Consider the following 25,153-nt stretch of genomic DNA (forward strand, 5'->3'; position numbering starts at 1 on the left):
GAACTGAAATGGCGCAAGGGAGGCTGACGTTATCATCAGAAAAATAAGGCTCAGGCTGCTTGGTCCGCTGATGGACCGTGTATCGCGGAGGCTGGCGAACAAGCTGATTCTCCTGTTCACGATTATTATTATCCTGGTTGTGACCTCGCTGACCTTCATCTCCTACGGGATGCTGCGCAAGGAATCGGTCAACAACAGCATTGCCAGTACCAGCAGTAATCTGCTGCTGGTGGGGCGCAATCTGGAGAGCTATCTGCAGGGCATTGAGCAGCTGTCGCTGCCGCAAATCGCCTACGACGAATTTACCTATGCGATCCTGCACGAATCCACAGACTATGCTTCCCGGATGTATGTCGAGGATTATCTCAAGAATCTGTATTTCTCGCGCAAGGATCTGGAATCGGCCTATCTGTACATTATCAAGGAGCATAAATACTATTATGTGACCAAAGAAAATTACAATATTACCGTCCGGTCAGCCGAGCATCCGTCCATCGAGCAGCTGCCCTGGTACCGCAAGGCGCTTGCCAGCCCGTTTAACCGTTCGTACCAGTCCTTTGTGCAGGGAGCTGGCGTGAAGGCAGACAGCGCAGATTATCCCATCAATAGCGAACAGAGCTTCATGGGCTATCACCGGCTGCTGCGCTCGATTGTGTCCAGAGAACCGCAGGCAGTGCTGTCGCTTTATTTTAATACCACGGTTACGGATGAGATTATGAAGGACATTCCGCTCAGCGGCGGCCAGCATCTGATGGTGGTCAGTCCGGACAATGAGCCGTTTGTGGTCGATGACGCCGGATTCTATCAGCACAGTGCGGGGGCCGGGCTGCTGGAACAGCTGGTGGAGAGCCCTGAGGGCCGCGCTACCTGGTCCGACGGCGAGCAGAAATATCTGGTGATCTACAATATTGGACACAAAGAGGGCTGGAAGCTGATCAAGCCGATTCCCTACAAGGAAATTTATGAAGCCGCGACAACGACGCGACGGCTGAGCCTGCTGATTGGTCTGCTGTTCCTGATCGTATCCGTGGTGCTGGTCAGCTTCACCTCCAACCGGATTACGAATCCCTTGAAGAATCTCTCGCTGCAGATGAAGCGCTTCAGTACGGGCGGCTTCGACGCGAAGGCACAGGTGGAGGGCAGAGATGAGATCGCTTACCTGTCCCGCCATTTCAACAAAATGGTCGAGAATACCAATGAGCTGATCAACGAACGCTACAAGATGAAGATCGTTGAGAAAAATGCCGTGCTCAAAGCGCTGGAGGCCGAGATTAACCCGCATTTTCTGTATAATGCGCTGCAGGCGATATCTACCAAGGCGCTGAAGCAGGGCAATGAGGATGTGGTGGAGATGGTGGATAATCTGGCGCTGACCCTGAGGTACTGCATCAGCGGCAAGGACGTCGTGCCGGCCAGAGAGGAGCTGCGTCATATTGAACGTTATCTGGCGCTGCAGAAGGCGCGGTTCGGCAGCAGAATGCTGGTTGACTATGAGTGGGACGAGTCGCTGATGGAGCTGAAGCTTCCCAAGCTGTCGATTCAGACGCTGGTGGAGAACTGCATCAAGCATGGGCTGGAGAAGGTCGCCAGCCCGGTCACGATTGTCATTGGTGCCCATCTGGCGGCTGGTCATGCGGTGATCTCCGTACAGGACAATGGACCTGGATTCAGCAGCGCAAGACTGGAGCAGGTGCTGGAATCGCTGCAGATTCAGTGGGAGGATCAGGGTGCGGGCGACGCCTTCATCCGTGAGGAAGGGCAAGAGAGCATTGGGCTGGTGAATTTAAATACCCGGCTGAAGCTGCTGTACGGGCAGGAAGCAGGCCTTGTTATTATCAGCGGCGGCAGGGGAACCATCATGGAGATGCGCATACCGCAGGGGGGAACAAGTAATGTATAAAGTACTGATTATCGATGATGAAGAACCACTGCGCGAGGCGATCCAGATTCTCGGAGACTGGCAGGGGCTTGGTGTATCGGAGGTGCTGGAGGCTACAAACGGCCTTGCGGGACTTGAACTGCTGCGCCAGCATCGTATCGACCTTGCCCTGGTGGACATGAAGATGCCGGAGCTGAACGGGGTGCAGCTGCTGCAGCAGCTGGAGACGGAATTTCCGGAACTGCTGACCATCGTCATTAGCGGCTACAATGATTTCGAATATACAAGGCAGGCGATCCGCTCCAGAGTGGTGGATTATTTGCTGAAGCCGGTCAACCGGACCGACCTGAATGCCGCGCTGCGCAAGGCGATGGATGTGCTGGAGGCCAGACGCAAGCAGGCGAGCGATTTCATCAGCACGAACATTACGCTGAATATGTCGCTGCCCAAGCTGAAAGAGAAGCTATATCTCTCGATCATTGAGCGCAGCTTCAAACACCAGTCTAATGAGGCACTGCTGCCCTTGATCGGGGCTGGTAGTCCGGGTAATTTCTTCGCGGTAGGCGTATGGCGTGTGCTTAATCTGGAGCAGGTGCGGCGGGACAGGTTCCATGAGGACCGCGAATTGCTGCATTTTGCGCTGACCAATGTCATTAACGAGAACAGCGACGGCCACTTCGAAGCCTTCAGCTTCCCCAGCCCCCGCAGCCAGCGGGAATATATCGCGATATTTACCCAAAAAGGCGGGTACGAACAGGATGCTGCCTTTCTGTCGGTCCATCAGTTGCGCAAGAGTGTATCCACCCTCCGCGAGCTGTTTGGCATTGAGGCCGCAGCCGGGCTGGGTCAGCCCTCCGGCGATATGATGAAGCTTGCCGATTCTTATGAGCAGGCACATGCCCTGCTTAGTGCGCTGGATCTGCTGGAGCTGAAGGGAGGTTCTGTCGCTGCTGCAGGCAGCGGCAGTCCACCGGCTCAGCTTAAGGATACAACGGCGCTGAATGTGTGGCTGCCGATGCTCCGCAGCGCTCTGGAGAACGGAAATATCAGTCATGCCAAGAGCATTCTGGGCGAAATTACACGCAAGTGGAGCAGCTCAGGTTATTTCAGCCTGGCAGAAGCCGATAGGGTGCTGCGAGAAATGAGCCTGCTGCTGAAGGATGTGGTGGCAGAGCTGAATGCCGGCGCAGGCGGACTGCGGGATGGGGAAGAGCCCGGATCGCGCAGCGCACCGGAGGGGGTGCTGCTGGACGATTTTGCCGACTTCAGGCAGTTTGAGGTCCGGCTGTTGGAGCGGCTGGAGCGCTGTGGTGCAGAAATCGGCAGATCGCTGGCGGGTAGCCGGGGAGGTACGCTGGAGAACATCAAGGCATATATAGACAACCGTTATTTCGAGAATATTAGAATATCGATGTTCACGGATAAATATTTCCTCAGCCGGGAATACCTAATGAAACTGTTCAAAGGGAAATATGGCTACGGCATCCATGAGTATGTGCAGAAGGTCAGAATGGACAAGGCCAAGGAGCTGTTGGCCGACCCCGGCCTGAAGATTCAGGATATCTCCGAGCGGCTGGGCTACAAGGACAAGAATTATTTCAGCAAGGCGTTCCGCAACTATTATGAATGCTCTCCCTCCGAATACCGCAGCCAGCTGCCGAAGAACGGAGAATAAAGCGATTACATCAGCACACTTTTTTACCCTTACATGATTACTTATGTACATTTTTATCCGGATACAATTTATTTAGAATAGCACCAGGACCACATGATACAGGAAAAAAAGGGGGCAACACCATGTTGAAAAGAGTTATGGCCTTGTCTGCAAGCCTGGTGCTATTCGGCGGGTTATTGGCAGGCTGCGGCGGCAATAATGCGGAGCCGGCAGCCGGTGGCAACGCAGCTGCGGGCGGTGCGGCGGAGGAAGGCAAACCAGTCACAATTAATATGTTCACGGCTTCTCCCGAATACACGGATGCATTTAATGCGTATATTGCCGAATACAAGAAGGTCAAACCCAATGTGTCGATCAATCTGGAGATTATGCAGGCTGACTATAATACGGTGCTGAAATCGAAAATTGCTGCAGGCAGCACGCCTGATGTGTTCCAGACCACGGCGGGCGGAGATATTGATACCTTCGCCGAATACAGCGCCGATCTGACGAATGAGCCGCTGGCGGCGGCCATGACCGACGCGGTCCGCGCCAACATGAGCTCCAGTGACGGCAAAGTGCTGGGACTGCCGATTAAGGGCAACCTGTTCGTACTGATGTACAATAAGAAGCTGCTGACGGACGCCGGAATCAGCGAGCTGCCGAAGACTACAGCTCAACTGGACGATACCATTGCGAAGCTTGAAGCCAAGGGGATCACCCCGTTCGCGAACGCTTATAAAGAGTGGTGGGTCTGGAAGCATATCTTCCAGCACTTTGTGGATGCGGCGGCAGCAGATGCAGGATCAGACGCCAAGACACTGGTGGCGGATTTCATCGCCGGAAAAACCACGTTCCAGGATCATCCGGTGCTGAACGATAACTTCTTCAGCTTCATTGACACTACCGTCAAATACGGAACCGACAAACCGCTGGAGCGCGACAGCAATGCAGAGGTCAGTGACTTTGCGCTTGGCAAAACCGCATTTATGACGGGCAAAGGCGCATGGGATGAAGAAGCGATCAAAAAGATCACTCCCGACTTTGACCTGGGCATCATGGGCTACCCTGTCAGCGAGAAGGCCGAGCAGTCGCAGATTATTACCGGTGCCGACCAGGCGCTCCGGATCAACAAGGATTCCGCCGTGGCTGCGGAAACGATTGAATTCTTCAACTGGCTCTATACCTCCGAGTACGGCAAGAACTGGTTCTCTGCGGTAGCGAAGGTCATTCCTCCGATCAAGGATGCCCCGATGCCTGACCTGCAGATGCCGAAGGAAATGGAGGAGCTGCTGAAGACGGAGAAATCTGGCGATCTGTCCGTTAACTATTCGCTGGATACGTTCCACCAGAAGTTTGGTGAGCTGATGCAGGCTTACATCGGCGGCAGCAAAACCAAGGCACAGGCCATCGATGAGATTCAAAAGGCCTGGATTCAGTTCGGATCGGCTACACAATAAGATAATCTGTATAGATTCCGGGCGGTCTCCAGAGTAAGATTACTGGAGAGCCGCCTTTTTAGGTTACTGCTTACGCTGTGGCATGAGGGGAAGACTCGAGCACTAGAGCACTCAGCGCCGGGGTTGGTTTGATAAGTTCTAATTGGAACCCTATACGTCATGAAAACCGAACACAAGCTAGGAGTTAACGGTAGATTTTCCCCATAGCCACCTACGTTTGGACTTAGAACGCTCCAATCTATATGGAATGACCCGGGTTCTAAGTAGTAACCGAAAGTGCATCTAATTGGCAGATTTTTTCTGTTTTCTCTTAAGCCCCTAATCGAAGTGGAGTCCTTGACATGCAAGAGGACACTAAAGAAGAGGGAGTGGAGCCGATGAAAAGCAACAAGTTATACGACGAACAGAGGATCAAAGTTGCCCAAGAAGCGATGAATGGAATCAAACTCTCTTACCTGGCCCGAAAGTATTCCGTCTCCCCCAGCACGATTACGAATTGGGTGAAGTTCTACAAGGAACGTTTTGGGGAAGAAGCCCCCTTGTCCGTCCATGAACAGATTGAAGACGCCAAACGCGTACAAGACCTGGAGACGAAGATGGATACCGCCATTAAGCTACTGGGCGAAAAGGATCTGGAGATCGAACTGCTGCGTGAACTCTTAAAAAAAGCCAACCCCGCTTACAGGACCAAATCGAACTAGCCGATGAAAGCATAAAGCGGGGGTATTCGGCAGCACTTGGACTCCTTATAAAAAGATTTACGCAGATTCTGTTCCATCTTTAGGGAGCCGAACAATTAGTTGCGAAACTGCATCTATTTAACCGATTTTTTCCGTTTTGGAGGAAATAAGTGCGAATACGCATCTATTTTAGACTTTTGAGCGTTCCAGGGGTGATTTACTCGAAATTAGTTGCAGATTTGCACTTATTTGCCTGCTAATGGACGTTTCGGCTGAATTTAGTTGCAGTTTCGCATCTAATTGCTCCGAACGTAACAAGCGCGTCCGTCTAACTCCTCTCGGGGACTTAAACAGTAACCTTGTTTGACTCTACAATGAATTGATGGCAGGAGGCCGAACAGATGAATAATGGGAAGCAGGAAAAGGTACAATGGATCGAAATTGCCGAGAATGGGCTGTATCTGGTTATAGAGGTGACCGGAGAGCAGGATGTGCGCTTGCTGCATTTCGCTGCGCAGCCACTGGTCGCAGCGCACATTGCGGACAAAAACAAGCCGGGGTTCCGGCTGCTGGAGCTGCAGCTGTCCGGGGAGGACCGCGACGAATACCACGGCCGCACGCACCGGGCGTCCTACCCGGGGCTGCGAATGAGATACACCGGGCACAGCGACGGAAGGAACACGCTCGGCCGCAAGCTGGAGGTGGCGCTGAGTGATCCGCTCACCGGGATCACGGCTGTGCAGCATTTCCAGTTCTACAGCGGCGTACAGCTGGTCCGCTGCTGGACGGAGCTGCGCAATGAAGGGGAGACTGCGGTAGCGGTGGAGTATATTTCCTCCTTTGCCCTGACCGGTGTAGACAAGGAGGGCAGCGCTGACCGCAGCAGCAAGATTGAGGTGACCTTGGCCCACAGCGGCTGGCAGAGCGAGCTGCAGTGGAAGACGTACAGCCTGCCGGAGCTGGGCATGTCCCATCTGTCGGACCGCGGGTCCAAACGGATTGCCTGCAGCAATACCGGCTCCTGGTCGGCGGCAGAGCTGCTGCCGATGGCAGTGCTCAGCAACAAGGAGCAGGGGACAAGCCTGTTCTGGCAGATCGAGCATAACGGCTCCTGGCACTGGGAGCTGACGGACCAGTATGACCAGCTGACGCTGCTGGCCAGCGGCCCCACCGAGCATGACAACCATTGGTGGCTGAAGCTGGCCCCCGGCGCTGTGTTCACAGCCGTGCCGGTAGCTGTCGGAGCGGTGGAAGGAGGCTTCCAGCAGGCGGCGGAACAGCTGACCGCCTACCGCCGGCTCATCCGCAGGCCGAATGAGGACAACGAGCTGCTGCGGATTATTTTCAACGACTACATGAACTGCCTGTGGGGCAAGCCGACTACGGAGAAGCTGCTGCCGCTGATTGATGCCGCCGCTGAGGTGGGCTGTGAGTATTTCTGCATTGATGCGGGCTGGTATGCGCCGGGAGACTGGTGGGACGGTGTAGGAGAATGGGAGCCGTCGTTGGAGCGATTCCCGGAAGGCATCAAATATGTGCTGGATATCATCCGCGTCAAGGGAATGATTCCGGGACTGTGGCTGGAGCTGGAGGTGATGGGCATCAACAGTCCCAAGCTGGCGGAGACGGATGACAGCTGGTTCTTCATGCGCCATGGCGTCCGGGTCAAGGACCGCAGCCGCTACCAGCTGGACTTCCGCAATCCGCAAGTCATCCGGCATGCCAACGGTGTAATCCAGCGGCTGGTGGAGGAGTATGGTGTCGGATATATTAAGATGGATTATAACATCAACGCCGGAATCGGCACGGAAACCGCTGCGGACAGCTTCGGCGACGGGCTGCTGCAGCATAACCGCGCCTACTTGGCCTGGCTGGACAGCATCTTCGCCCGTTATCCCGACTTAGTGATCGAGAACTGCTCCAGCGGTGGCATGCGGATGGATTATGCCATGCTCAGCCGCCACAGCATCCAGTCCACCAGCGATCAGGAGGACTATGTGAAGTATGCGGCGATTGCAGCGGCATCACCTGCTGCGCTGACGCCGGAGCAGTCAGCGGTGTGGTCCTACCCGCTGCGTGAAGGAGATGACGAGGAGGTCATCTTCAACATGGTCAATGCCCTGCTGCTGCGCGTGCATCAGAGCGGGCATCTGGCCGAGCTGAGCCCGCAGCGCCGGGCCCTGGTCAAGGAAGCCTTGGACGTCTACCGCCGCATTCGCGGCGACATTCCCAAGGCGATGCCGTTCTGGCCGCTGGGCCTGCCGGGCAGCGGCGACGAATGGGTCAGCTTCGGCCTGCGCCGCGGCAAGAAGCGCTACGTAGCCGTCTGGCGCGCGGCAGGCGAAGCGGCGGGCCTCCGGCTGCCGCTGCCGGAGCTGCAGGGGCAGATGCCGACCGTCAGCTGTGCGTATCCGCAGGCGCATGACTCGGAATGGTCATGGAGCCAGGATGAAGGCGTGCTGACGGTGTCGCTGCCTCCGGGCCGGGTGGCCAGGATGTTTGAACTGCAGCTTTAGTTACAGGAGTGTGCGTCTGTGCAGAAGTTTCTGTGCATCTGGTTCGGAATACCGCTCTTATAGGATGCCAAGTCTTACCGGGCATCTGAATAAGGGTGGTTTTTTTGTCGAATTAGGACTCTTTATGCCTGAAAATATTGTCGATTAATATCATAATCTGTAGAAATAAAATTGACAGGAAAGAAATAGCACTTTACAATGCAGATATGAGGTAATCATTACTACTTTATAGAAGCTTTTATATCATTTAACACGAATGAGCATATAAGCATTATTTCAAGGGAGGATGTACAATGATGAAAGCAACAGGTATTGTAAGAAAAGTGGATGAACTGGGACGTATCGTAATTCCGATTGAGCTGCGCAGAACGATGGGAATTGACATAAAAGACCCGCTCGAGATTTTTGTGGATGGAGAGAAGATCATTCTCAGAAAATATGAACCTACCTGTATCTTCTCCGGAAGCGCAGAGAACCTGATCAGCTTCAAAGGCAAAATGGTCAGCAAGGATGTCCTGGATGAGCTGATTTCCAGCTTCGACCAGATATAATTTTCAAACGCCGAATTCTGGAGTACATGAATAAAGGACCGTACAGCATACACATTACGTGTTTGCCGTACGGTCCTTTGTCATATCCTGGGTTCAGGAGAAATCCTATTGGAATCCGCGGCATGGACATGGCAAAGAGGTATCATATATCATAGTGGATGTGACAGAACCATAAACGGGAGGGATTCACAGATGAATCATGGGATAGGATACGTTGCACCTGGCAATACTTCAGAGCTTAAGAAGCCGCAGGCTATTATTTTTGATATGGATGGAACGCTGTTCCAGACCGAAAGCCTGCTGTTGCCTGCTTATCACAAAATGTTCGATGTACTGCGCGAGGAGAAGCTCTATGAAGGGCCAACGCCGCCGGAAGAACGGATTCTGGGCAGTCTCGGAATGCTGCTGGCGGACATCTGGAAGAATGTGATGCCTGAGGCAGATGAAGCGGTACACCGCCGGGCGGACGAGCTGCTGCTGAAGCTGGAGGTAGAAGGGCTGGAAGCAGGCGGTACGCTGCTGTATCCGCAGGTTGTCGAGACGCTGAGCGCACTGAAGGAACGCGGGGTGAAATTGTTCGTAGCCAGCAATGGGTTGGAGGATTATATCCACAGCATTGTGGTAGTACATGAGCTGAAGGAGCTGTTCGAGGGATTGTACAGTGCCGGAGGCCAGGGCACAGCAACCAAAACAGAACTGGTGCGGCTGCTGCTGGATAACCACGGCATCTCCAATGCCTGGATGGTCGGCGACCGCTCCTCTGACGTAGAGGCAGGCAAAGGGAACGCCCAGACGGTGATCGGCTGCGCCTATGCCGGCTTCGGCCGCCAGGATGAGCTGAAGGGTTCAGACCGGATCATTACCGCTTTTGATCAGCTGATTGAGTTGTATGACAACGCGGAGTAATCTTGGCTGAGAGAGCATTGAGGAAGCACCTCTCCTTAGGTACGGTCACTGAAAAACATGGTCTTCACAGATAGCAGGAAGTGAACACATCAAAAAAGACGACATTCATTCTAAGATTTCCGAATGAAATGTCGTTTTTTTTGGGTGTATCACTTCCTTCAGGTGAGCGACGTTTAGTTCAAAAGCTTCGAAATCGATTTCAAATTCACTGCAAATCTTGGAGCTTAAGCATACAAAGATGAGAAGAGATAATCACTTATTGACTGTTGCGACAACATGTCGTATATTTTACGTACGACAAGTTGTCGCAATGATGATCAGAGGTGCGCGCCCAATGAAAAAATTAGGAAGACTGTCTGAAACAGAAATGGAAGTCATGGAGGTGATATGGGGATTAGCAACGTCCGTAACGGTTAACCAGCTCCTGGATATTTTCAAAAGCAAAGGCTGGAAAACGTCAACCTTGTCGACCATGCTAAAACGCCTGATTGAAAAAGGTTTTTTGACAAAATCAATGAGCGGTAAGGTGAACTATTACGTTCCTGTTTTGACATTACTTGAGTACAAGAAGTGCGAAACCCAAACTTTTCTTAGTCGCTTATACAATGGGAAAGTAAAAAATTTAATTGCTGCTCTGGTTGATGATGCTGAACTCAGCCCTGATGACATAGCGGAATTAAAAGAGTGGTTTGTCCGCAAGGTAAGTAATGATGGCCTTAGTCTTGTCCCTTGTCATTGCGTCATTCGTAGGAACGATCATTTGGATTTTGCAAAACAGTATAAAGCCTGTCACGCAAAAAGTGTTTTCTCAGACATGGCATTATTATACTGGCTTGATTTCTGTATTTTTTCTTCTTGGCGGTTCAGAGATTATAATCAGGCTTATCCCTTTGATACGTTCTGTCTTGCCTCACACAGGCACAAGTCTGGAATCAGGAACGATTGCGGAACCATATGTACACGGCACTTCAATGGAGCCAACGGCAACAAGCAGCTCATTTATGAAACAACAGTTTGACTATCTGTTACGGCTTGATAACATAAAGGAAGTTATTGTGTTTTCAACTATAATTTGGGCTGTTGGAACCACTATCTTTCTTGTTGTAAATATCAATAAGTATCGGGCATTTAAACGTTCGCTCTTACAAGAAAGCCGGATATGTGATACGTTGCAATGCCCTGCAAAGGTTATTGTAAGTGCTAATGCAACAACGCCAATGGTTATGGGTTTGTGGAAACCAATAGTTGTACTGCCGGATACGAAGCTTGGGGAAAAAGAGCTTTCCATGATCCTATCCCACGAGCTCGTTCATTTAAAGCGCGGTGATCTGCTTGTGAAGCTTCTGGTACTTATTGTGAATTCGGTTCACTGGTTTAATCCGGCAGCTTATGCGCTCAGTAAACAGATAAATACGCTTTGTGAACTGTCTTGTGATGAAAAAGTCGTTCAGGAAATGGATACGGAAAACCGAAGATTGTACGGTGAAACGTCAGAGAGCTTGCTGAAGTACTTGGCGTTAAAGTCGGGTGGGATAAAACAACAAGGACAGCAACGTTCAATATGCCTTAGGATTGGAAACGAATACAACAGCCTCAACTTCAAGCGAGTGTAATGAACGATCTTTCCAATGGTATAAACGTAAAAAGCGACCTTCTTGTCCTTACGGAGGGGTGCTTATTGCAAATATAAGAATTTTATGTTTCGCACCATAGTTCATCCTTCTATTTTTTGCAGAAACGGATGTCGCCTCTTCCAGAGGACGGCATCCGTTTGTGTGTGCTGAGATAGACCTGCCCTGTGGAGAGCAACGGTAACGTTTTAGGCGAAAGGTGCTGCAGCGAGCTGGATACACTGGGTAGGGCAATTGTCGTAGGCTTCCTGCAACTCCTCCTGCAGGTCTGCCGCAATGGCGGTGACACCACGGTTGCTGTCCCCTTCATAAATGACTCCGGCAATCCCGCTGTTGTCCAGATCGAAAATGTCGGGTGCTGCGGAGTTGCAGGCGCCGCATGAGATGCAGTCGTCCTGGTTAACACTGGCATAGTTATTCATTGGATCTCTCCTCTGCAATATGGATGAACATACGAATACCCTCGATTGATTGTTTTTAACTAACATGACTTTCCGCGAAGAGGTTGATATCGTCTGGTGCTATTTTACATCTCTCAGCTCTTTAAATTCAATGAAAAATGTGCGATTTAACAATTGATTCACGAATCGCGTCATGTAATCTAACATATAAAATCTGTTGACGGTTACATGAATGGATTGATTATGCTTTTACATGGCCAACTGTTGTGATGTTCGGAAATAAAGCTCGATAATCGCAAGAGCTTCTGGATTCCATGCGGGCAGCAGCTCAGCAATCCGTGTCCTGATTAACCTATGCGCACAGAGGAAGTAGAGGAAGCCTGCCGCAGTCCAGCAAGGATTTGGTGGGTTGTCCTGGAACGTCGGAGCAATTAGATGCGAAAGTGCAACTAAATTCAGCTGAAACTCCCGTAAGCAGGCGAATAAGTGCAATTCTGCAACTAATTTCGAGTAAACCAAGCCTGATTCGCTCATATGCCGAAAATAGATGCCTTTTTGCATCTATTTCCTCCAAAACGGAGAAAAACCGCTAATTAGATGCACTTTCGCATCTAATTGATGTTCGCAACCAAAAGGGATGGGATAGTTGCCAACAAGCGGGTGAGTAGAGTTATGGCCTTCTGGTAAGTGTGTAGAAATAAATCACGAGTGAGATTAAGGTTACGCACATGAAGCTCTGAATCAACTTGAATACATTGACCGCGTCTACTTCCAAATAGTCTAAATATTGAAAGCCGGAAGCGCCTTGACTGGAAAGAGCTGAATTGAGCAGCAGGATTGATAGGATAATGGAGAGTGCGGCGGACAAGAGCGAGAAATTTCTCAATAGCTCCTGCTTCTCATCTTTGAAGATAAAGAGGACTGAGAATAGGACGACTACAACAATCAGAAAGAAAAACATGTCACAACCTCCAGTGGGTATATTTGGAATCTAATATAATCCATTACTGGTGAAGGGTCCAGCGTATATATAAATAACCCACTCCTTAAGCAGGAGTGGGTTATTTATTGTTGCGGCGTAGCCGCTGCCAACTGTATTCTTCGCTGCAGTATAGCTTGCAATCTAACCAGTGCCGCAGTAGGAATAGAAGCATATCCCGTGTTATTCCTCGGTCGTTTTGGCAGAGCTCGGTGTGTTCTTGTTGTTGTACATCCACAGCGCATATTCCAGCGGTCGGATCAACGCTTTGTGGTAGGTGCCGCCATCGCCGGCGCGGGCGAAGACCTCGCGGGCTGGCTTGGGGTTTACCTCCAGCACGTAGATCCGTCCCTCGCGGTCGATCGCAAGGTCAAGCGCCAGCTCGCATAAGGCGCTGAAGCTGTCCTCCAGATAAGCAGCGGCCTCCAGCCCCAGCTTCTCGGCGTTCTTGATGACCCGGTCCGACTTCTCGGCGCTGCCCAGCCATTTCTTCAGCAGAATCTCGGCCCGAACGGCATGGCCGCCGCCATGCAGATTGGAGGTAACGCTGCGGGCAGCGCCGACCCGTCCTGCCATTCCGGTGAATTCCCATACTCCGTGGCCGTTCTTCTGCACCAGCATGCGGTAGTCGTGGAACCGCCCGCCCGGCAGTCGCAGCGGGATGCCCTGCTGGACCAGGAAACGTCCGCCGATGCACCACTGCCGCACTATGCCCTCCAGCCGGGCCTGCGACACCTTGCGCGGCGCGATGATCCGGCGGTCCTGACGGCGGCCCTGGATGTCATAGCCGCCCTTGCCCACTCGCAGCCGTTCAATCCGCAGAATGCCGCGTCCGCCGGTGCCGTTGATCGGCTTGATATAGATCACAGGATAGGCCTTCAGCATCCGCTGCAGATCGACAGAGGAATGGTAGAGCAGCGTCTCCGGCATATGCTGGCGGAAACGGGTCTTCTGCGAGAAGGTCTGGTGTATCGTCCATTTGTTGCGCAGCGGCCGGTTCAGAAACACCAGATCCTTGTAGCGCTCGCGGAACCGCAGCAGTTGCTGGAAACGCGAGCTGCGCTGGATGCGGCAGCGGTCATAGATCATATGCGGGAAGGAGCGCCACTTGCGCGACCATTTGCCGCTCTTCGGATCATATATCAGCGCATGGATCTGCTCTTTGCTAGGATGGACATCAGCTGGGGTGAACACAATAACACATGCATCATAGACGTGGGTGCAGGAACAGCTCAAACTGCTCTTTATACTGGCCGGGTCCTTTTTTATAAATTACTTTGTTCAGTACGGATTTCAATAATGCATTTCTGCTCATGGGATTGTCTGTCTGGTAGTACGACTTCACTACAGATTCTGCAATAGGGATAATTTTGCTTCTTGCTTCTTTCCGGGTCAGTTCCAGATCCAGATCCTTTTGAATCTTGCTGATTTCTTCACTGGTTACTGTTATTCGTGTGGAGACATCTTGTGATCTCTCCATAAATACCTCTTCGGTATAAATTCCTCTTTCTAAGAAATCGAACAATTTCCCTCTTTGGTTTTCCAGTTCTCTCAGCTCGATTTGTAATGAGGCTATCGCTCGTTCTTTTAGCTTGAGCTCGCTCTGCGGTGTGGTATGATTTCGTTTTCCCCATTTGATCTTATAATCGTTCAGCCAAATCTCAAGTCCTTCAACGATTCTGGCCTCCACTGAATCATAACGGCTGCTGCGTGTAGGACAACCAACGGTACTGCAGCGAAAATGAGCAGTTTGATTGGTGTATGAGCGATAAACCATGGTCATTCCACACTCGGAGCACTTTACAAGGCCAGCCAATGCCGAGGTCATGCGTGGTTTGCCGTCCATATCGAATTGATGTGGGGAATGATGATGCTCTGAGAGCCTCTGGTTAGCCTTTAGGAAGGTTTCGTTTTCGATAATAGGTTTATGCTTACCTTGGACGTCAATCCACTCATCGCGGCTCCTATGCCGTGAGGTGCGGCGTTTGCTTCCATCCTTGCTTTTCTTAAGTTCTTTCTTTCCCCATTGAATTCTTCCGATGTATACTTCGTTTTTAAGAATGGTTAAGACAGAAGACGCTGACCAACTACCCCCTTTATAAGAGGGGATTTTTAGTCGTTCTAATTCTGAGGCGATTTTACTGCCCCCCTTTTGTTGCTCCGGGTCTTCATGGGTATACCAAGAGAAGATTTGTCTTACAATATCAGCTTGTTCCGGATGGGGGGTTAAAGTGCGACCACGGCCATCAGCGAGATTCTCAATTAAGTATCCGTATGGAGGACGAGTTCCCAAGAAATTTCCTTCCTCTGCAGCACGCTTCCGGCCTCCTTGCATACGGCGGGTAATGATCTTGAGTTCTTTACGGGCCATAAAGGCTTCAAATTCACTGTATTCCTCATCAAATTCATCCATCAAATCATAGGTCTTCCGTGGAGTTATAATCTTAGTCTTGGCTGAGCGGAACGTCTCCAGGATCAATCCTTGCTCTTGCATATTGCCGCGCCCCAAACGGTCAATATCCATAACCAGGACAGCATCATATTCGCCAGATTCGACCTCTTTTAATAACTGCAGCATTTCTGGACGGTGGACTAAGGTTTCACCGCTGACAATCTCTTCGCGGATGCGAATGATATTTAATTTTAGTTGCTTGGCAAGTTTGAGTAGGGCTGCCTTATGTTTGGCCAGGGTTTCACCTTCGCCGCGCCGTTCGGCGTCTTCATCTGATCTGGATTTTCGCAAGTATAGAGCTACATCCAATATGTACATCCCCTTTAGGTTATAAGGATAATATTTATGGATGTATTATACGGGGATGGGCATGAAAAAACCACTAAATACTACTTTCCAATAGGTTGAATTATGGTCTTATGTCAAAGGTTAAAGATAATTTGCTTCACTTTCTGAAGAAGGTTGAGTCGGGTGATGTTACTGCTCAAGACATTCACAATGCACAGTCCATTTTAAAGTCTTCTGTCATTATTCCGTCAAGCAGTGTACTGAGAAAAGGAAGCACGGAAATTCGCTTGAAACATCGTGTTGAAATCACTCCAGCCTTAAAAGATATGCTCCAATCTAACGAGTACTACACAGTCCAAGAGGTTGCTGAGCGCTTCAATGTGACGGATAAAGCAGTCTACAAATGGATTAAACAAAATAAAATTGTGTGGGAACGGACCAGTCAAAATAGTAGGGACATCCGTATTCCCAAAAATCAATTTAAAAGTCCTCCTGCCAAAGCCGAGGCCTCAATTCTGGAAAAATCTATATTCAACGATGCTGTTGAAATGGAACTCGTTAATCGTAATGATCTATACCGCGATTAAATTGATAGCTACTTTAGTGAAACCACACAGTTTTTCTAACGTATGATCATTATTCAAATTTTTCCAATAGGGCTCATGCGGAGGTGAACTTGACTGGAGCATTTTTATGACTTGGTCCAATTGGCATTCTCGATCGCTCTCATTTCTTCCTTAGTGTTAATTCCATTCACCTATTTTTCTTTACAAGAGATACACTGGGGTCATGAAATTGCTGCAGTCGGTTCAACTTGGTTTGTGGCTGTAAGACTGTCGCAACCCAACAGCATTCAGCGGTGGATAGTACGTATCGCCAGACGAAGAGAAGCACCTGATGAAGACGACAATGGTCCTTCCCCACATTGATATTCCATACTTTCAATTAGGGAGGACAACGATGAAAAAGATTTTGTTGCTCCAAAAATGGGCCAAGCCCATTCTCGTCATGTTGATTGGAGTTATTCCGATCATTGTGCTCAGCGGGTGTTCGACAGCATCCCAATCAAACTCGATTAATGCCGATTCATCAGGGATATTTAACCACTTTTTTATTTATCCATTTTCGATCTTGATCAAATTCTTCGCGAATGCATTTCACGGAAACTACGGATTATCGATCGTGCTGATGACTTTCATCATCAGACTTGCGATCATGCCGCTCATGATGAATCAAACCAAGAAACAAATGGACATGAAAGAAAAGATGGCCGTCCTCCAGCCGGAGTTAACTGCACTTAAGGAGAAGTATAAGAACGACGTCAGTGCGGATGCCAAAAAACAACAGCAAGTCGAGATGATGCAGCTCTACCAGAAGCATCAATTTAATCCCTTAAACATGGGGTGTTTACCGATGCTTCTCCAATGGCCGATCACTCTCGCATTTTACTACGCCATTCGTCGTACCCCAGAGATTGCAGCTCACGATTTTCTGTGGTTTAGCTTGGGGAAAACAGATATGATTTTGCCGCTTATTGCCGCTGCGGTGTATTACGTTCAGTTCCGCGTGTCTCAATCCGTTTCAGCGCAGTATCAGCAAAATCAAAATAACCAAATGGCTTTCATCGGATTGTTGTCACCGATCATGATGGGTGTATTTTCTTTTGAGATGCCCGCCGCGTTACCATTATATTGGGCGGTTGGCGGTATATTCATTATCGTGCAAACGATCATACTCAATAAAATGTACACGAAGCCAAATGTAGCGAGTAAAAACCTCCCTACCGGTGTAGAAGATTTATAAAATTGAACCAGTTATATAACAATACTAAATACAAGGCATCTGAGACGCGACCTCAGATGCTTTGTTTTTTATGTGAGGATAGCATCATATTCGCTAGATTCGACCTCTTTTAATAACTGCAGCATTTCTGGAGGGTGGACTAAGGTTTCACCGCTGACAATCTCTTCGCGGATGCGAATGATATTTAATTTTAGTTGCTTGGCAAGTTTGAGTTCGGCTGGGCGGGAATATTTCATGGGCATCCGCCCAAGCAACCTTTCCGCGAATGCATATGATGATTATGCCTACTCATTGAAAGGAGCGATCACATATGGGATTTTTTCCAACGCCGGGAACCGGCGGAGGATTCCCGGGGTTCCCGGGCGGACCTGGCGTGCCGGGAGGATCGGGTTTTCCAGGTGGAAGTCCCGGTGGATTTCCGGGGACTCCGGGACCTCCAGGAGGTGCACCGGGAGGCGTTCAAGCGCCGACGGCTCCTCCACCGCAATTCCTACCGCAAATGCCGGTCACCACATTTGCCATCGACCCGGGCGGGATCAGACGCTGTTTGTTCCGTAACACATACATTTGGCTGAACAACGGCGAGCAATTCTGGTTCTTCCCGGTATTCGTCGGACGTAATTCTATTGCAGGGTTCAGATGGTTCGGTTTCTCCTGGGCATACTTCGGCATTGATTTGAATCGGATTAGCTCGTTCACATGCTTCTAAGCAGACAGCGAAAGAGAACAGCCTACGGGCTGTTCTCTTTGTTATGCTGCTTCTCGTGTCTGCGGTTGTGAGCAAGGCGAGTTATGCGGTTAACGGTGAAAGAGCTAATCACTTTTCTTAACAAAAGGGTAATTACATTAGATTAAGAAAGAGTATATTTTATCTGCAATTAATTTCAACGTCAATCTTCTAACTCATATGTTTGATAGTATTTTTAACATATAATCTCTTTAATACCTAAAGGAGGTGAATTTTATATGAAAACGGAAGAACAAGAATTGCTTGCAGCCATTTTGGAAGTCACCGAAGAATTTGATAGCGTCATTACACGTGAGAACAACGTCAATAACATTCACTAGCAACTCTCCGCAGCCCAGCCTCCTCATTGAATCTCCAAATGAGGAGGTATTCTCTTCATTATGGAGGTCTTGGAATGGTAAAAACTGCGCTTATATACCCTCCTATCAGCGATCCTACTTCGGGTTATCACAGCCTTTGTTGTTTGGCGGGCTATGCGCGGCAATTCGGCTTTGAAGATATTGATATTATTGACAGCAACATTGACTCATGGCTGTATACCGTAGCACCTGAGCAAATCGGGAGAACCATGCAATATATCAATGAACGAACTGCGCAGCTTCAAGCACTGGAACAACCCACGCCCATTGAACAAATGGAGCTTTTTTACGCGCTCAAAGTACAAGACATGAATTTTGTCGAGGCGCTGCCAGCCGCGTTGCATACTTTCCGTCATGAAACAGAATTTTTTGACTACAGGATGTATACCAGCGCCGTTGAGACGGTAATGCTCTGGATGGATGCCTTATCTTTAAAGGGCTTCCCGGGGCAATTCAAGGGGTTCAGCTTAGCCACCACCGGATTTTTCAATATATTTAGCTCCTTGGATATGCGCGATACTCGAATCACCGAAGTGATCTCTCAACCTTTCACCGACTATTTCAGGAACGAATTGATTCCTGGCATCATCATAGGCGACTATTCCCTCGTTGGTATCAGTATCACCTATGTCGCCCAAATTCCTTTCGCACTCAGCATGGCACAGCACATTCGGAGAAGCTGCCCGGAAATCCGGATTATATTTGGCGGTACCCCCGTCTCTGATTACTGGAAATATATTTTGAACAAAACCGATTTTTATGCGGTATTTGACTCTGCAGACGCCTGCATCATCGGTGAAGGTGAAAGTGCCTTGGTCTCTATCCTCCAGGCATTGAAGCACAATAAGCCGTTGCCTGCGTCTCCGAATATTGCACTGCATCCCCGATATCAAGCCGTGCCTGACACATCCGCGCTGGAAATCAAATACGAAGATATCTGCTCCTTTCCGGCGCCGGAGTACAGCAAGCTGCCCTGGGAGAAATACCTATCCCCATTTCCGTTCATTTACTATTCTCCTTCGCGGGGATGTTATTGGAACCGGTGCACCTTTTGTGATTACGGCTTGAATACCGATTCGCCTACCAGTCCCTGGCGGCAATACCCGCTGGATAAAATTATGGAAGATTTGAGGACGCTCGCCGTCACCTACAAATATATTTATTTCTCAGTGGACGTGCTTTCTCCGGCCTTGCTGTTGAAGCTGGCGGCGGCGATCCTGGAAGAAGGCCTCGACATGGAGCGGAGATCCGGTTGGAGGAATACTGGACGCCTGAACGCTGTGATTTGCTGCATAAAAGCGGATGTACCGCCATCTCGGTCGGATTTGAATCCGGCAACCAACGGATATTGAATCTGATCAATAAAGGAACCAAGGTCGACCGGCTGCAGGAAACCATTCAAATGTTCAGCGAAGCCGGCATCGGCGTACAAATTATGGGATTTACCGGATTCCCTACGGAAACGGTTGACGATGCCTTGAGTTCCGTTGATTTTCTGCAGCATAACAGCAGGCACTGGACTTTTGGCGGGCTTGGCCAGTTCGTCTTAACCAAAGGCGCCATTATAGCCAAAGAACCGGAGCGTTTCGGTATTCTCGATATCCGGCCTTTTGAGGGCGAAGATATCGCCTGGAGGCTGTATTACAGTGAGCAAAAGCACTTGCTTGCAAATTCTTCACGTTGCGGGTCGAAGGAGCTGACACAAGCCAAAGCATCCTTGAGGGCCAATCAGTTTGACCGTCCTTGGGTGGGGGGAGTGGATACGGCGCATTCGATGTTCTACCACGACCGGTTCGGGAACAACATCCTCAAAGTCATCAGCGGCGCAAATCATACGGCAGCTAACGAGAGCACAATCTTGGAATTAAATGGGCATCTTATTGAGGAACACTATTACCTTCCTGTCCACAAGCTGTTTAACAAAAAGAACTTGGATAACATACTTGACACATCCGAACGCGAAGGAAAGGCAGTCACCGCGCAAAATATAACTGAACTTCTTCAACAATGGGAACCGGATTATTCCAGTTACCCGCAGCCAAAAGAACAGCAGCTGTTCGTCCGGCGGGATGGCACTCTTTTTCCGTTTCCTGTACCCATGATCGAGTTTTTGCGGAATTTCGAACATGGCTTAAGTTTGACGGAACTGCTGCAGCAATCTACACAGCATGAGTTCCATACCCAACTATGGCAACACTGTATCACCAACCGGTTTCTGCGGCTGAAACGGTCACCGGCAGCGGAAGCTTGAAGATCGTTGGACAAAGGAGGTGTGTTCTCAGTTGAACTCCGCAATCAGCAAACCTAATTACAGACTCCTGCTAAAGCATAATGCCGACTTTCGCTATTTATGGCTAGCCCGTGCATGCTCCTTCTTTGGGGATTCCTTATACAATCTGGCGATCAGCTGGCTCGTGTACTCGATGACCGGCTCCTCGCTCCAGGTGGGGCTGGTGATTGTCGCCAAGTTCCTGCCGGAAATGGTACTCGGTTTATTCATTGGCGCCTGGGTAGACCGCTTGAACAAAAAGATTTTGATGCAGATCTCCGATGCCGCTCAGGCCCTGCTCACCGGAACCCTTGCTGTATTGATGATAACCGGGCAGCTTCAGCTGCTGCATATCTATCTGATTACAGTCGGTTTATCGATTATGGGCAATCTGTTTGCAACTTCGCAGAGCTCTTGGATGCCGGAGCTCATCGCGGATAAAACCTATCTCATCTCAGCCAATTCACTGCTGTCCGTTTCCCTGCAAATCACCCGTATTCTCGGTACGGTTGCAGGTGGAATATTGGTGGCCTCCATTGGGAATTCAGGGGCCGTGATTGTGGATGCGGTAACCTTTATCGTCTCGCTCGCCCTGATTCAGCGGATTAAGCAACGCAGCAAGGCCGAGAAGAATTCCGGCGCCGCCACCGACTTGTCCATCTTCGCGGAAATCCGTGAGGGCTGGAAATGGCTGCGGGGACAAACTGCCTTGCTCCTGCTCATCCTTCTCGGTACGCTCAGCAATATTGCCTTAGGACCAAGCAATGTGCTTCCCCCCATGCTGATCGAGGAGTTGCTGCAAGGCGGTTCCAGCGAGCTCGGTATTTTTAATGCAGCTATAGCTGTCGGGTTGCTTCTGGGCGGGCTGTTCGTCGGCAGCAAGTCCCCCCGGAGAATCGGTCTCTGGTTCTCCTGTGGACTGGGTGTTCAAGGCCTTGGCATGTGTGTGATCGCATTATCTCCCGTACTCTGGACGGCTTGCTTCGGCAACTTGATTTTGGGCTTTGGAGTGACAGTCACTGTGATCCCGATGAGCACCTTGTTCCAGTTGCTTGTTCCGTCTCCGCTTCGGGGACGTGTCAACAGCATCAGCTCCATGGCCTTTAACATCTCCATCCCGTTAACCTATGGCGGAGTAGGTATTCTGGCCGACAGAATCGGTGTGGAAGTATGTTTCGGTCTTGCCGCTATCCTGTTTGCCGTTTGTCTGATCATCGGGCTGACCAATCATCATCTGCGCAGCCTCGACATAAAAGCTCCACAGTCCTCCCGTTCACCTCAAACCGGTCAATCTGTATAAGTAATTTAGGTTCAGTAACAAGTTACGGGAGAATCGACGAAATTCTACAAATGGAAGACGCGGAGAAAGAAGGGTCACGGGTCGTTGTCGATTATTGTGTCAGCCTGACTTTCTCTCCTGGCGATCCTGGTAGTTCCGCCAGCGGTTTAACGCAGTCAGCTGTTCCTTCATCTCCATTCGGGCTTGGAGGGACGTGATGGAGTACCCAAAACCTTGCTTGTTCATCGCACGAAGCTGGTTGTTTTTCCCTTCCGTTTTCGCTTTGGAGATTTTGCAAAGGAGCCGGTTCATGATTTCGGGAAGCCAGTTCCAGACGGTTCGGATAGGAAAAATCGCAGCAAAAAGATCCATCTAATGATGGATCTTTTTGCTGCGGATATGGTTGGCAGAGATATGTATTGCGTTAATTGAAGAATTATATCAATCAAATTCATTGTCTGACAGTTGCTTTAGATGCTCCAGACCCGGTGGGATACCATATAATACGGCTGCTTCTTGCAAAGTGAAATCCGTGTGTTTAGATTCGTACAATAATTCGTCCGGCATCAGCAGTTCCACAGCGAATTGATTGGCCTGTCGTTCGATACGATCTACAGAATAGAGGGTATGTCTTCTCAAAAAGGGTGTATTAACATCAGGATGCAGAATCACATGTCCCAGTTCATGAGCGCATGTGAAGCGCTGATCTTGTTGTGAGGATTCATTATTAATATGGATCATTTTTAATCGACGACTGGAATTGTAGTAGCCTAACATATCGCCCAACAATTCATATAACACCAGGACTTTTCTCTGCGATGCAATTTCGAATGGGTTATTGGTCCGGTGTTTCTTGATGAGTTGGGTTACAGTAGATTTAATCACGCTGTATCCCTTTCATAGCTAATCCCTGTATTTTTTTGGAGTGAACTTCTGCTTAGATACTTCTCTGGCCAACCGAAGAGAATTCTCAAGAGAAATAGCAAACAACCTTTTAGTTTCCTCATCCATAGGTTCTCCGTTAAAAGCTAATGCCTCGTTTGATTCTAAATCTGCCAGTATACGATCCAGGTCTTTGCCGATGTCTTTCTTGTCTTTATCAGATATTTCGTAATATTTGGAATCAGAATTTGAAATGTTTTCTTGTCCTTCTAAGTAACCCATAGCCCTCATTAAGTCATCGCTATCAGCATTCTTTAGAAATGGAGCCAATGCAATTAAATTCTCAGGCGTAACCTTGTGAGTTCCAGACTCGATGCGGTTTATAGTGGAATGGCTTACTCCGGATTTAACAGCAAGTTCTCTTTGACTCCTAAATCCACTCTCTTCTCTTAATTTCGCAAAATATATCCCAAACTCTTTTAAGTTCATATGTATCACCCAATCCTAGTTTAACAGAAAGTGTTTCAAGTATGAAACAATCGTTTGTTTCATTCGTGAAATATAATGTTTCATTCGTGATACAAAGGTGGAATATTTTTTTGTAACAAGTGTGAGACAGGAGGTGCTGTACAGAGATGAAAGTAATTCCTAAACCAGGAATCATTAATCAACTACAAGAAGAAAAGTGTATGTCTGAGCAAGAATTTGCAGATTTCGTAGGGACTTCAAGGTCTTCGCTGTGGAGAGCAAAGCTATCGTCAGATGATAAACGTTTTTCTTTAGGGCAAGATGTAATGGCAAAAATACTAAGGAAGTTTTCCTGAAAAGTCGTTTGAAGACATATTTTTTTTGGAGTTCTTGTCTCAAACGTGTTACAAAAATATTTCTGACGAAATTGTTTTAATTTTTGAGTATGTCCCTGTACCTGAAAGTACAAGTGGCTTCTTTACTTTCGGTAATCAATATCTTTTGAAAAGGAGTTGATAAAAACATGGTAGTCCCACACACCATCCAGCATACACATAAAGCCAGGGGGGATGCTGGCATGATTGTTGCAAGCTACACATTCGGGGAGACGAAGGTTCATATCTGCGATGACCATATTGCCAAGAGCCCAGAAGAGCGTGAGAAAGTCGATACAGCAATTGCAGATGCTGCATGGGCCTGTTTACAGGATGCAGCAGACTCCATGAAGGATGTCTCTGAGTCTACTCTATAAGTATAGCTATTATTAGAAAAAATTATACGTAGATTTTTACGTTATGGATTATCCGGTGACAGAAATCCATATCCGAATTTAAAGAAGTGTCTTAATACATTATGGAGGGAGCCACGACATGGGGAACTTTGAGAATTTGCTGAATATAGAAGTGCGCTTAACGGGAAAGAGGGAGGAAATTGAATTGATTAAACACAGACGGCGTGTTCTTTTCAATGATGTTGATGCAAATGAGAAAGAAATAATTAGCCTTCATTATGAAATTGAATTTAAAAAGCTTGAATTGTTGCATGTCAAACGGGAGCAGATCACCCTCTTGAGGAACTCGACTGATGTACACGACAGAACGATCTATTTGCAGCAGCTAAGCCGACTCCAGTTGTTAAATGAAAAGTGCATCACCATTCAGGTTAAACAGTTATTCGAGGAAGGCTATGGCCTGGAACTGAAGCAGCGTGGACTCATAACAGGATATGAAGAGGCAGAGCCTACAGAACAGACGAAGGTGATCTAACTTGAGTAAGTTTCAGAATAATGAGCGACTTCCTGATCATCGTATGAACGAAAAAGATAAAGCAGAGTTTGCTGAAGCGTTGGCATTCAGATATGTCCAGTTAACGCTTCTAGCTAATTCTGCTAACCATGCACGCTATTGGGTTGATCAAACGACAGCACAGTCTGCTGAAGAACTGGAACGTCTATCTAAGATTCTGTCGGATCTTCCTGAAGATATTCAAGAACTAGTGAACGAAAGCATTCGATTACACCAACAATGAGGACAGGCCTTGGCCTTGTCTCCATGCTTGTTCTTTACTTACGGACAAGCATGGAGATGCGGCTAACGCATCCAGAAGCGCTGAACGCAAAATTGCGCTGAGCTACTAAGGAGGTGAATAAAATGGATACCGAAGCAAAGCAAACACAGATACTTCAAGCAGCTCGAAATTGGCAGAGATATCGGGGCAGCATTACAGACAAAGTCGTAAATCTGATGTTGGACGCCGGGTTGAGCATCTACGATGCACGAATTGTTCTGGACGAAGCCCAAGGTTCGCTCAACATTAGATCGTGGGGAAAGGAAGGAGAGCTAACGAAAGCAAACTTTGATTAATAGTATCGCTCTACTCTTTCTATCCATAATTTATATTCTTTTCCCTCTTTATGTTGCGCCCAATAATAAATATCTGATCTTGTAAA

Annotated in this window: 28 protein-coding genes and 1 pseudogene; 20 read left to right on the forward strand and 9 right to left on the reverse strand. The window is 48.9% G+C overall.

The genetic code is table 11. The annotated features are described in order from the left end of the window. Window positions 1-70: 70 nt before the first annotated feature. The 9 genes and pseudogenes from B9T62_RS04895 (at window position 71) to B9T62_RS04935 (ending at window position 11,259) form a co-directional block, all read left to right on the forward strand. A complete protein-coding gene (locus tag B9T62_RS04895; protein WP_087914238.1) occupies window positions 71-1,900 on the forward strand; it encodes a sensor histidine kinase in 1,830 nt (609 codons plus the stop codon). After that, the gene (locus B9T62_RS04900; protein WP_087914239.1) at window positions 1,893-3,554 is read left to right on the forward strand and encodes a response regulator transcription factor; all 1,662 of its coding nucleotides are present in this window, start codon (window positions 1,893-1,895) and stop codon (window positions 3,552-3,554) included. Before B9T62_RS04895 ends, B9T62_RS04900 begins: the two co-directional genes overlap by 8 nt. A gap of 122 nt (window positions 3,555-3,676) precedes the next feature. Continuing rightward, on the forward strand, window positions 3,677-4,993 hold the full coding sequence (locus B9T62_RS04905) for an ABC transporter substrate-binding protein (protein WP_087914240.1): 1,317 nt from the start codon (window positions 3,677-3,679) through the stop codon (window positions 4,991-4,993). Between the two features lie 341 nt (window positions 4,994-5,334). Then, window positions 5,335-5,694, forward strand: a complete 360-nt coding sequence (locus B9T62_RS04910; protein WP_087914241.1) for a helix-turn-helix domain-containing protein — start codon at window positions 5,335-5,337, stop codon at window positions 5,692-5,694. A gap of 380 nt (window positions 5,695-6,074) precedes the next feature. Next, complete coding sequence (locus tag B9T62_RS04915; RefSeq protein ID WP_087914242.1) at window positions 6,075-8,189, forward strand: glycoside hydrolase family 36 protein; 2,115 nt, start codon at window positions 6,075-6,077, stop codon at window positions 8,187-8,189. Between the two features lie 293 nt (window positions 8,190-8,482). After that, window positions 8,483-8,740, forward strand: a complete 258-nt coding sequence (locus B9T62_RS04920; protein ID WP_169834328.1) for an AbrB/MazE/SpoVT family DNA-binding domain-containing protein — start codon at window positions 8,483-8,485, stop codon at window positions 8,738-8,740. Between the two features lie 192 nt (window positions 8,741-8,932). Then, window positions 8,933-9,646, forward strand: coding sequence for an HAD family hydrolase (locus B9T62_RS04925; RefSeq protein WP_087914243.1), 714 nt, complete (start codon window positions 8,933-8,935; stop codon window positions 9,644-9,646). A gap of 334 nt (window positions 9,647-9,980) precedes the next feature. After that, window positions 9,981-10,319 (forward strand): annotated as a pseudogene (locus tag B9T62_RS04930) (BlaI/MecI/CopY family transcriptional regulator); the annotation flags it as partial. 37 nt (window positions 10,320-10,356) lie between these two features. After that, window positions 10,357-11,259 carry a M56 family metallopeptidase gene (locus tag B9T62_RS04935; protein WP_245864544.1) on the forward strand — a complete coding sequence of 301 codons (903 nt, stop codon included), beginning with the start codon at window positions 10,357-10,359 and terminating at the stop codon, window positions 11,257-11,259. Window positions 11,260-11,465: 206 nt separating this feature from the next. Here B9T62_RS04935 and B9T62_RS04940 read toward each other — a convergent pair whose 3' ends face one another. From B9T62_RS04940 to B9T62_RS04960, 5 genes are all read right to left on the reverse strand, one after another. Next, window positions 11,466-11,699 (reverse strand): ferredoxin, encoded by a 234-nt coding sequence (locus B9T62_RS04940; protein WP_087914245.1) that lies wholly within the window; start codon window positions 11,697-11,699, stop codon window positions 11,466-11,468. A 228-nt stretch (window positions 11,700-11,927) separates the two neighbouring features. After that, window positions 11,928-12,239, reverse strand: a complete 312-nt coding sequence (locus B9T62_RS04945) for a hypothetical protein (RefSeq protein WP_087914246.1) — start codon at window positions 12,237-12,239, stop codon at window positions 11,928-11,930. Window positions 12,240-12,348: 109 nt separating this feature from the next. Next, window positions 12,349-12,639, reverse strand: a complete 291-nt coding sequence (locus B9T62_RS04950) for a hypothetical protein (RefSeq protein WP_087914247.1) — start codon at window positions 12,637-12,639, stop codon at window positions 12,349-12,351. 201 nt (window positions 12,640-12,840) lie between these two features. Beyond that, window positions 12,841-13,851 (reverse strand): YheC/YheD family endospore coat-associated protein, encoded by a 1,011-nt coding sequence (locus B9T62_RS04955; protein ID WP_245864342.1) that lies wholly within the window; start codon window positions 13,849-13,851, stop codon window positions 12,841-12,843. A gap of 13 nt (window positions 13,852-13,864) precedes the next feature. Next, window positions 13,865-15,427 (reverse strand): recombinase family protein, encoded by a 1,563-nt coding sequence (locus B9T62_RS04960; RefSeq protein WP_245864343.1) that lies wholly within the window; start codon window positions 15,425-15,427, stop codon window positions 13,865-13,867. A gap of 101 nt (window positions 15,428-15,528) precedes the next feature. Between B9T62_RS04960 and B9T62_RS04965 the strand changes: the two genes are divergently transcribed. Continuing rightward, window positions 15,529-15,984, forward strand: a complete 456-nt coding sequence (locus tag B9T62_RS04965; protein ID WP_087914249.1) for a helix-turn-helix domain-containing protein — start codon at window positions 15,529-15,531, stop codon at window positions 15,982-15,984. Between the two features lie 373 nt (window positions 15,985-16,357). Next, a complete protein-coding gene (gene yidC, locus B9T62_RS04970; RefSeq protein ID WP_087920136.1) occupies window positions 16,358-17,200 on the forward strand; it encodes a membrane protein insertase YidC in 843 nt (280 codons plus the stop codon). Window positions 17,201-17,268: 68 nt separating this feature from the next. On the opposite strand, the gene B9T62_RS38690 is transcribed toward yidC, so the two are convergent. Further along, window positions 17,269-17,436 (reverse strand): hypothetical protein, encoded by a 168-nt coding sequence (locus tag B9T62_RS38690; protein WP_157685448.1) that lies wholly within the window; start codon window positions 17,434-17,436, stop codon window positions 17,269-17,271. Between the two features lie 74 nt (window positions 17,437-17,510). Here B9T62_RS38690 and B9T62_RS04975 point away from each other — a divergent pair, with 74 nt between their 5' ends. The 4 genes from B9T62_RS04975 to B9T62_RS04990 all read left to right on the forward strand — a co-directional run bounded on the left by B9T62_RS04975 (window position 17,511) and on the right by B9T62_RS04990 (window position 21,876). Beyond that, window positions 17,511-17,909, forward strand: a complete 399-nt coding sequence (locus B9T62_RS04975; protein ID WP_087914250.1) for a transporter — start codon at window positions 17,511-17,513, stop codon at window positions 17,907-17,909. Window positions 17,910-18,342: 433 nt separating this feature from the next. Then, the gene (locus B9T62_RS04980; protein ID WP_157685449.1) at window positions 18,343-19,659 is read left to right on the forward strand and encodes a B12-binding domain-containing radical SAM protein; all 1,317 of its coding nucleotides are present in this window, start codon (window positions 18,343-18,345) and stop codon (window positions 19,657-19,659) included. Further along, the gene (locus B9T62_RS04985) at window positions 19,560-20,558 is read left to right on the forward strand and encodes a radical SAM protein (RefSeq protein WP_169834329.1); all 999 of its coding nucleotides are present in this window, start codon (window positions 19,560-19,562) and stop codon (window positions 20,556-20,558) included. Before B9T62_RS04980 ends, B9T62_RS04985 begins: the two co-directional genes overlap by 100 nt. Before the next feature lie 31 nt (window positions 20,559-20,589). Further along, a complete protein-coding gene (locus B9T62_RS04990; RefSeq protein ID WP_157685451.1) occupies window positions 20,590-21,876 on the forward strand; it encodes an MFS transporter in 1,287 nt (428 codons plus the stop codon). Between the two features lie 99 nt (window positions 21,877-21,975). Here B9T62_RS04990 and B9T62_RS04995 read toward each other — a convergent pair whose 3' ends face one another. From B9T62_RS04995 to B9T62_RS05005, 3 genes are all read right to left on the reverse strand, one after another. Then, window positions 21,976-22,227 (reverse strand): transposase, encoded by a 252-nt coding sequence (locus tag B9T62_RS04995; protein ID WP_087914254.1) that lies wholly within the window; start codon window positions 22,225-22,227, stop codon window positions 21,976-21,978. A 69-nt stretch (window positions 22,228-22,296) separates the two neighbouring features. Further along, on the reverse strand, window positions 22,297-22,740 hold the full coding sequence (locus tag B9T62_RS05000; RefSeq protein ID WP_087914255.1) for an ImmA/IrrE family metallo-endopeptidase: 444 nt from the start codon (window positions 22,738-22,740) through the stop codon (window positions 22,297-22,299). 18 nt (window positions 22,741-22,758) lie between these two features. Further along, entirely contained in the window at window positions 22,759-23,226 is a 468-nt protein-coding gene (locus B9T62_RS05005; protein WP_087914256.1) for a helix-turn-helix domain-containing protein, read from the reverse strand. A 146-nt stretch (window positions 23,227-23,372) separates the two neighbouring features. On the opposite strand from B9T62_RS05005, the gene B9T62_RS05010 reads away from it, so the two are divergent. The 5 genes from B9T62_RS05010 to B9T62_RS05030 all read left to right on the forward strand — a co-directional run bounded on the left by B9T62_RS05010 (window position 23,373) and on the right by B9T62_RS05030 (window position 25,067). Continuing rightward, the gene (locus tag B9T62_RS05010; RefSeq protein WP_087914257.1) at window positions 23,373-23,561 is read left to right on the forward strand and encodes a hypothetical protein; all 189 of its coding nucleotides are present in this window, start codon (window positions 23,373-23,375) and stop codon (window positions 23,559-23,561) included. Between the two features lie 167 nt (window positions 23,562-23,728). Beyond that, window positions 23,729-23,956, forward strand: a complete 228-nt coding sequence (locus tag B9T62_RS05015; protein WP_087914258.1) for a hypothetical protein — start codon at window positions 23,729-23,731, stop codon at window positions 23,954-23,956. A gap of 118 nt (window positions 23,957-24,074) precedes the next feature. Beyond that, window positions 24,075-24,470 carry a hypothetical protein gene (locus B9T62_RS05020; RefSeq protein ID WP_087914259.1) on the forward strand — a complete coding sequence of 132 codons (396 nt, stop codon included), beginning with the start codon at window positions 24,075-24,077 and terminating at the stop codon, window positions 24,468-24,470. Window position 24,471: 1 nt separating this feature from the next. Beyond that, on the forward strand, window positions 24,472-24,732 hold the full coding sequence (locus B9T62_RS05025; protein WP_087914260.1) for a hypothetical protein: 261 nt from the start codon (window positions 24,472-24,474) through the stop codon (window positions 24,730-24,732). A gap of 122 nt (window positions 24,733-24,854) precedes the next feature. Beyond that, entirely contained in the window at window positions 24,855-25,067 is a 213-nt protein-coding gene (locus B9T62_RS05030) for a hypothetical protein (RefSeq protein WP_087914261.1), read from the forward strand. The last annotated feature ends 86 nt before the right edge of the window (window positions 25,068-25,153 follow it).

Origin of the sequence: Paenibacillus donghaensis (genome assembly GCF_002192415.1) — a bacterium.
Lineage (GTDB): Bacteria > Bacillota > Bacilli > Paenibacillales > Paenibacillaceae > Paenibacillus_AQ > Paenibacillus_AQ donghaensis.

What these genes read in the sequence shown, in the direction of transcription:
- B9T62_RS04895 (WP_087914238.1), top strand. Translation starts at nt 71, where the DNA reads ATGGACCGTGTATCGCGGAGGCTGGCGAACAAGCTGATTCTCCTGTTC.
- B9T62_RS04900 (WP_087914239.1), top strand. Translation starts at nt 1,893, where the DNA reads ATGTATAAAGTACTGATTATCGATGATGAAGAACCACTGCGCGAGGCG.
- B9T62_RS04905 (WP_087914240.1), top strand. Translation starts at nt 3,677, where the DNA reads ATGTTGAAAAGAGTTATGGCCTTGTCTGCAAGCCTGGTGCTATTCGGC.
- B9T62_RS04910 (WP_087914241.1), top strand. Translation starts at nt 5,335, where the DNA reads ATGCAAGAGGACACTAAAGAAGAGGGAGTGGAGCCGATGAAAAGCAAC.
- B9T62_RS04915 (WP_087914242.1), top strand. Translation starts at nt 6,075, where the DNA reads ATGAATAATGGGAAGCAGGAAAAGGTACAATGGATCGAAATTGCCGAG.
- B9T62_RS04920 (WP_169834328.1), top strand. Translation starts at nt 8,483, where the DNA reads ATGATGAAAGCAACAGGTATTGTAAGAAAAGTGGATGAACTGGGACGT.
- B9T62_RS04925 (WP_087914243.1), top strand. Translation starts at nt 8,933, where the DNA reads ATGAATCATGGGATAGGATACGTTGCACCTGGCAATACTTCAGAGCTT.
- B9T62_RS04935 (WP_245864544.1), top strand. Translation starts at nt 10,357, where the DNA reads ATGGCCTTAGTCTTGTCCCTTGTCATTGCGTCATTCGTAGGAACGATC.
- B9T62_RS04940 (WP_087914245.1), bottom strand. Translation starts at nt 11,699, where the DNA reads ATGAATAACTATGCCAGTGTTAACCAGGACGACTGCATCTCATGCGGC.
- B9T62_RS04945 (WP_087914246.1), bottom strand. Translation starts at nt 12,239, where the DNA reads ATGCAAAAAGGCATCTATTTTCGGCATATGAGCGAATCAGGCTTGGTT.
- B9T62_RS04950 (WP_087914247.1), bottom strand. Translation starts at nt 12,639, where the DNA reads ATGTTTTTCTTTCTGATTGTTGTAGTCGTCCTATTCTCAGTCCTCTTT.
- B9T62_RS04960 (WP_245864343.1), bottom strand. Translation starts at nt 15,427, where the DNA reads ATGTACATATTGGATGTAGCTCTATACTTGCGAAAATCCAGATCAGAT.
- B9T62_RS04965 (WP_087914249.1), top strand. Translation starts at nt 15,529, where the DNA reads ATGTCAAAGGTTAAAGATAATTTGCTTCACTTTCTGAAGAAGGTTGAG.
- yidC (WP_087920136.1), top strand. Translation starts at nt 16,358, where the DNA reads ATGAAAAAGATTTTGTTGCTCCAAAAATGGGCCAAGCCCATTCTCGTC.
- B9T62_RS38690 (WP_157685448.1), bottom strand. Translation starts at nt 17,436, where the DNA reads ATGAAATATTCCCGCCCAGCCGAACTCAAACTTGCCAAGCAACTAAAA.
- B9T62_RS04975 (WP_087914250.1), top strand. Translation starts at nt 17,511, where the DNA reads ATGGGATTTTTTCCAACGCCGGGAACCGGCGGAGGATTCCCGGGGTTC.
- B9T62_RS04980 (WP_157685449.1), top strand. Translation starts at nt 18,343, where the DNA reads ATGGTAAAAACTGCGCTTATATACCCTCCTATCAGCGATCCTACTTCG.
- B9T62_RS04995 (WP_087914254.1), bottom strand. Translation starts at nt 22,227, where the DNA reads ATGGATCTTTTTGCTGCGATTTTTCCTATCCGAACCGTCTGGAACTGG.
- B9T62_RS05005 (WP_087914256.1), bottom strand. Translation starts at nt 23,226, where the DNA reads ATGAACTTAAAAGAGTTTGGGATATATTTTGCGAAATTAAGAGAAGAG.
- B9T62_RS05010 (WP_087914257.1), top strand. Translation starts at nt 23,373, where the DNA reads ATGAAAGTAATTCCTAAACCAGGAATCATTAATCAACTACAAGAAGAA.
- B9T62_RS05015 (WP_087914258.1), top strand. Translation starts at nt 23,729, where the DNA reads ATGGTAGTCCCACACACCATCCAGCATACACATAAAGCCAGGGGGGAT.
- B9T62_RS05020 (WP_087914259.1), top strand. Translation starts at nt 24,075, where the DNA reads ATGGGGAACTTTGAGAATTTGCTGAATATAGAAGTGCGCTTAACGGGA.
- B9T62_RS05030 (WP_087914261.1), top strand. Translation starts at nt 24,855, where the DNA reads ATGGATACCGAAGCAAAGCAAACACAGATACTTCAAGCAGCTCGAAAT.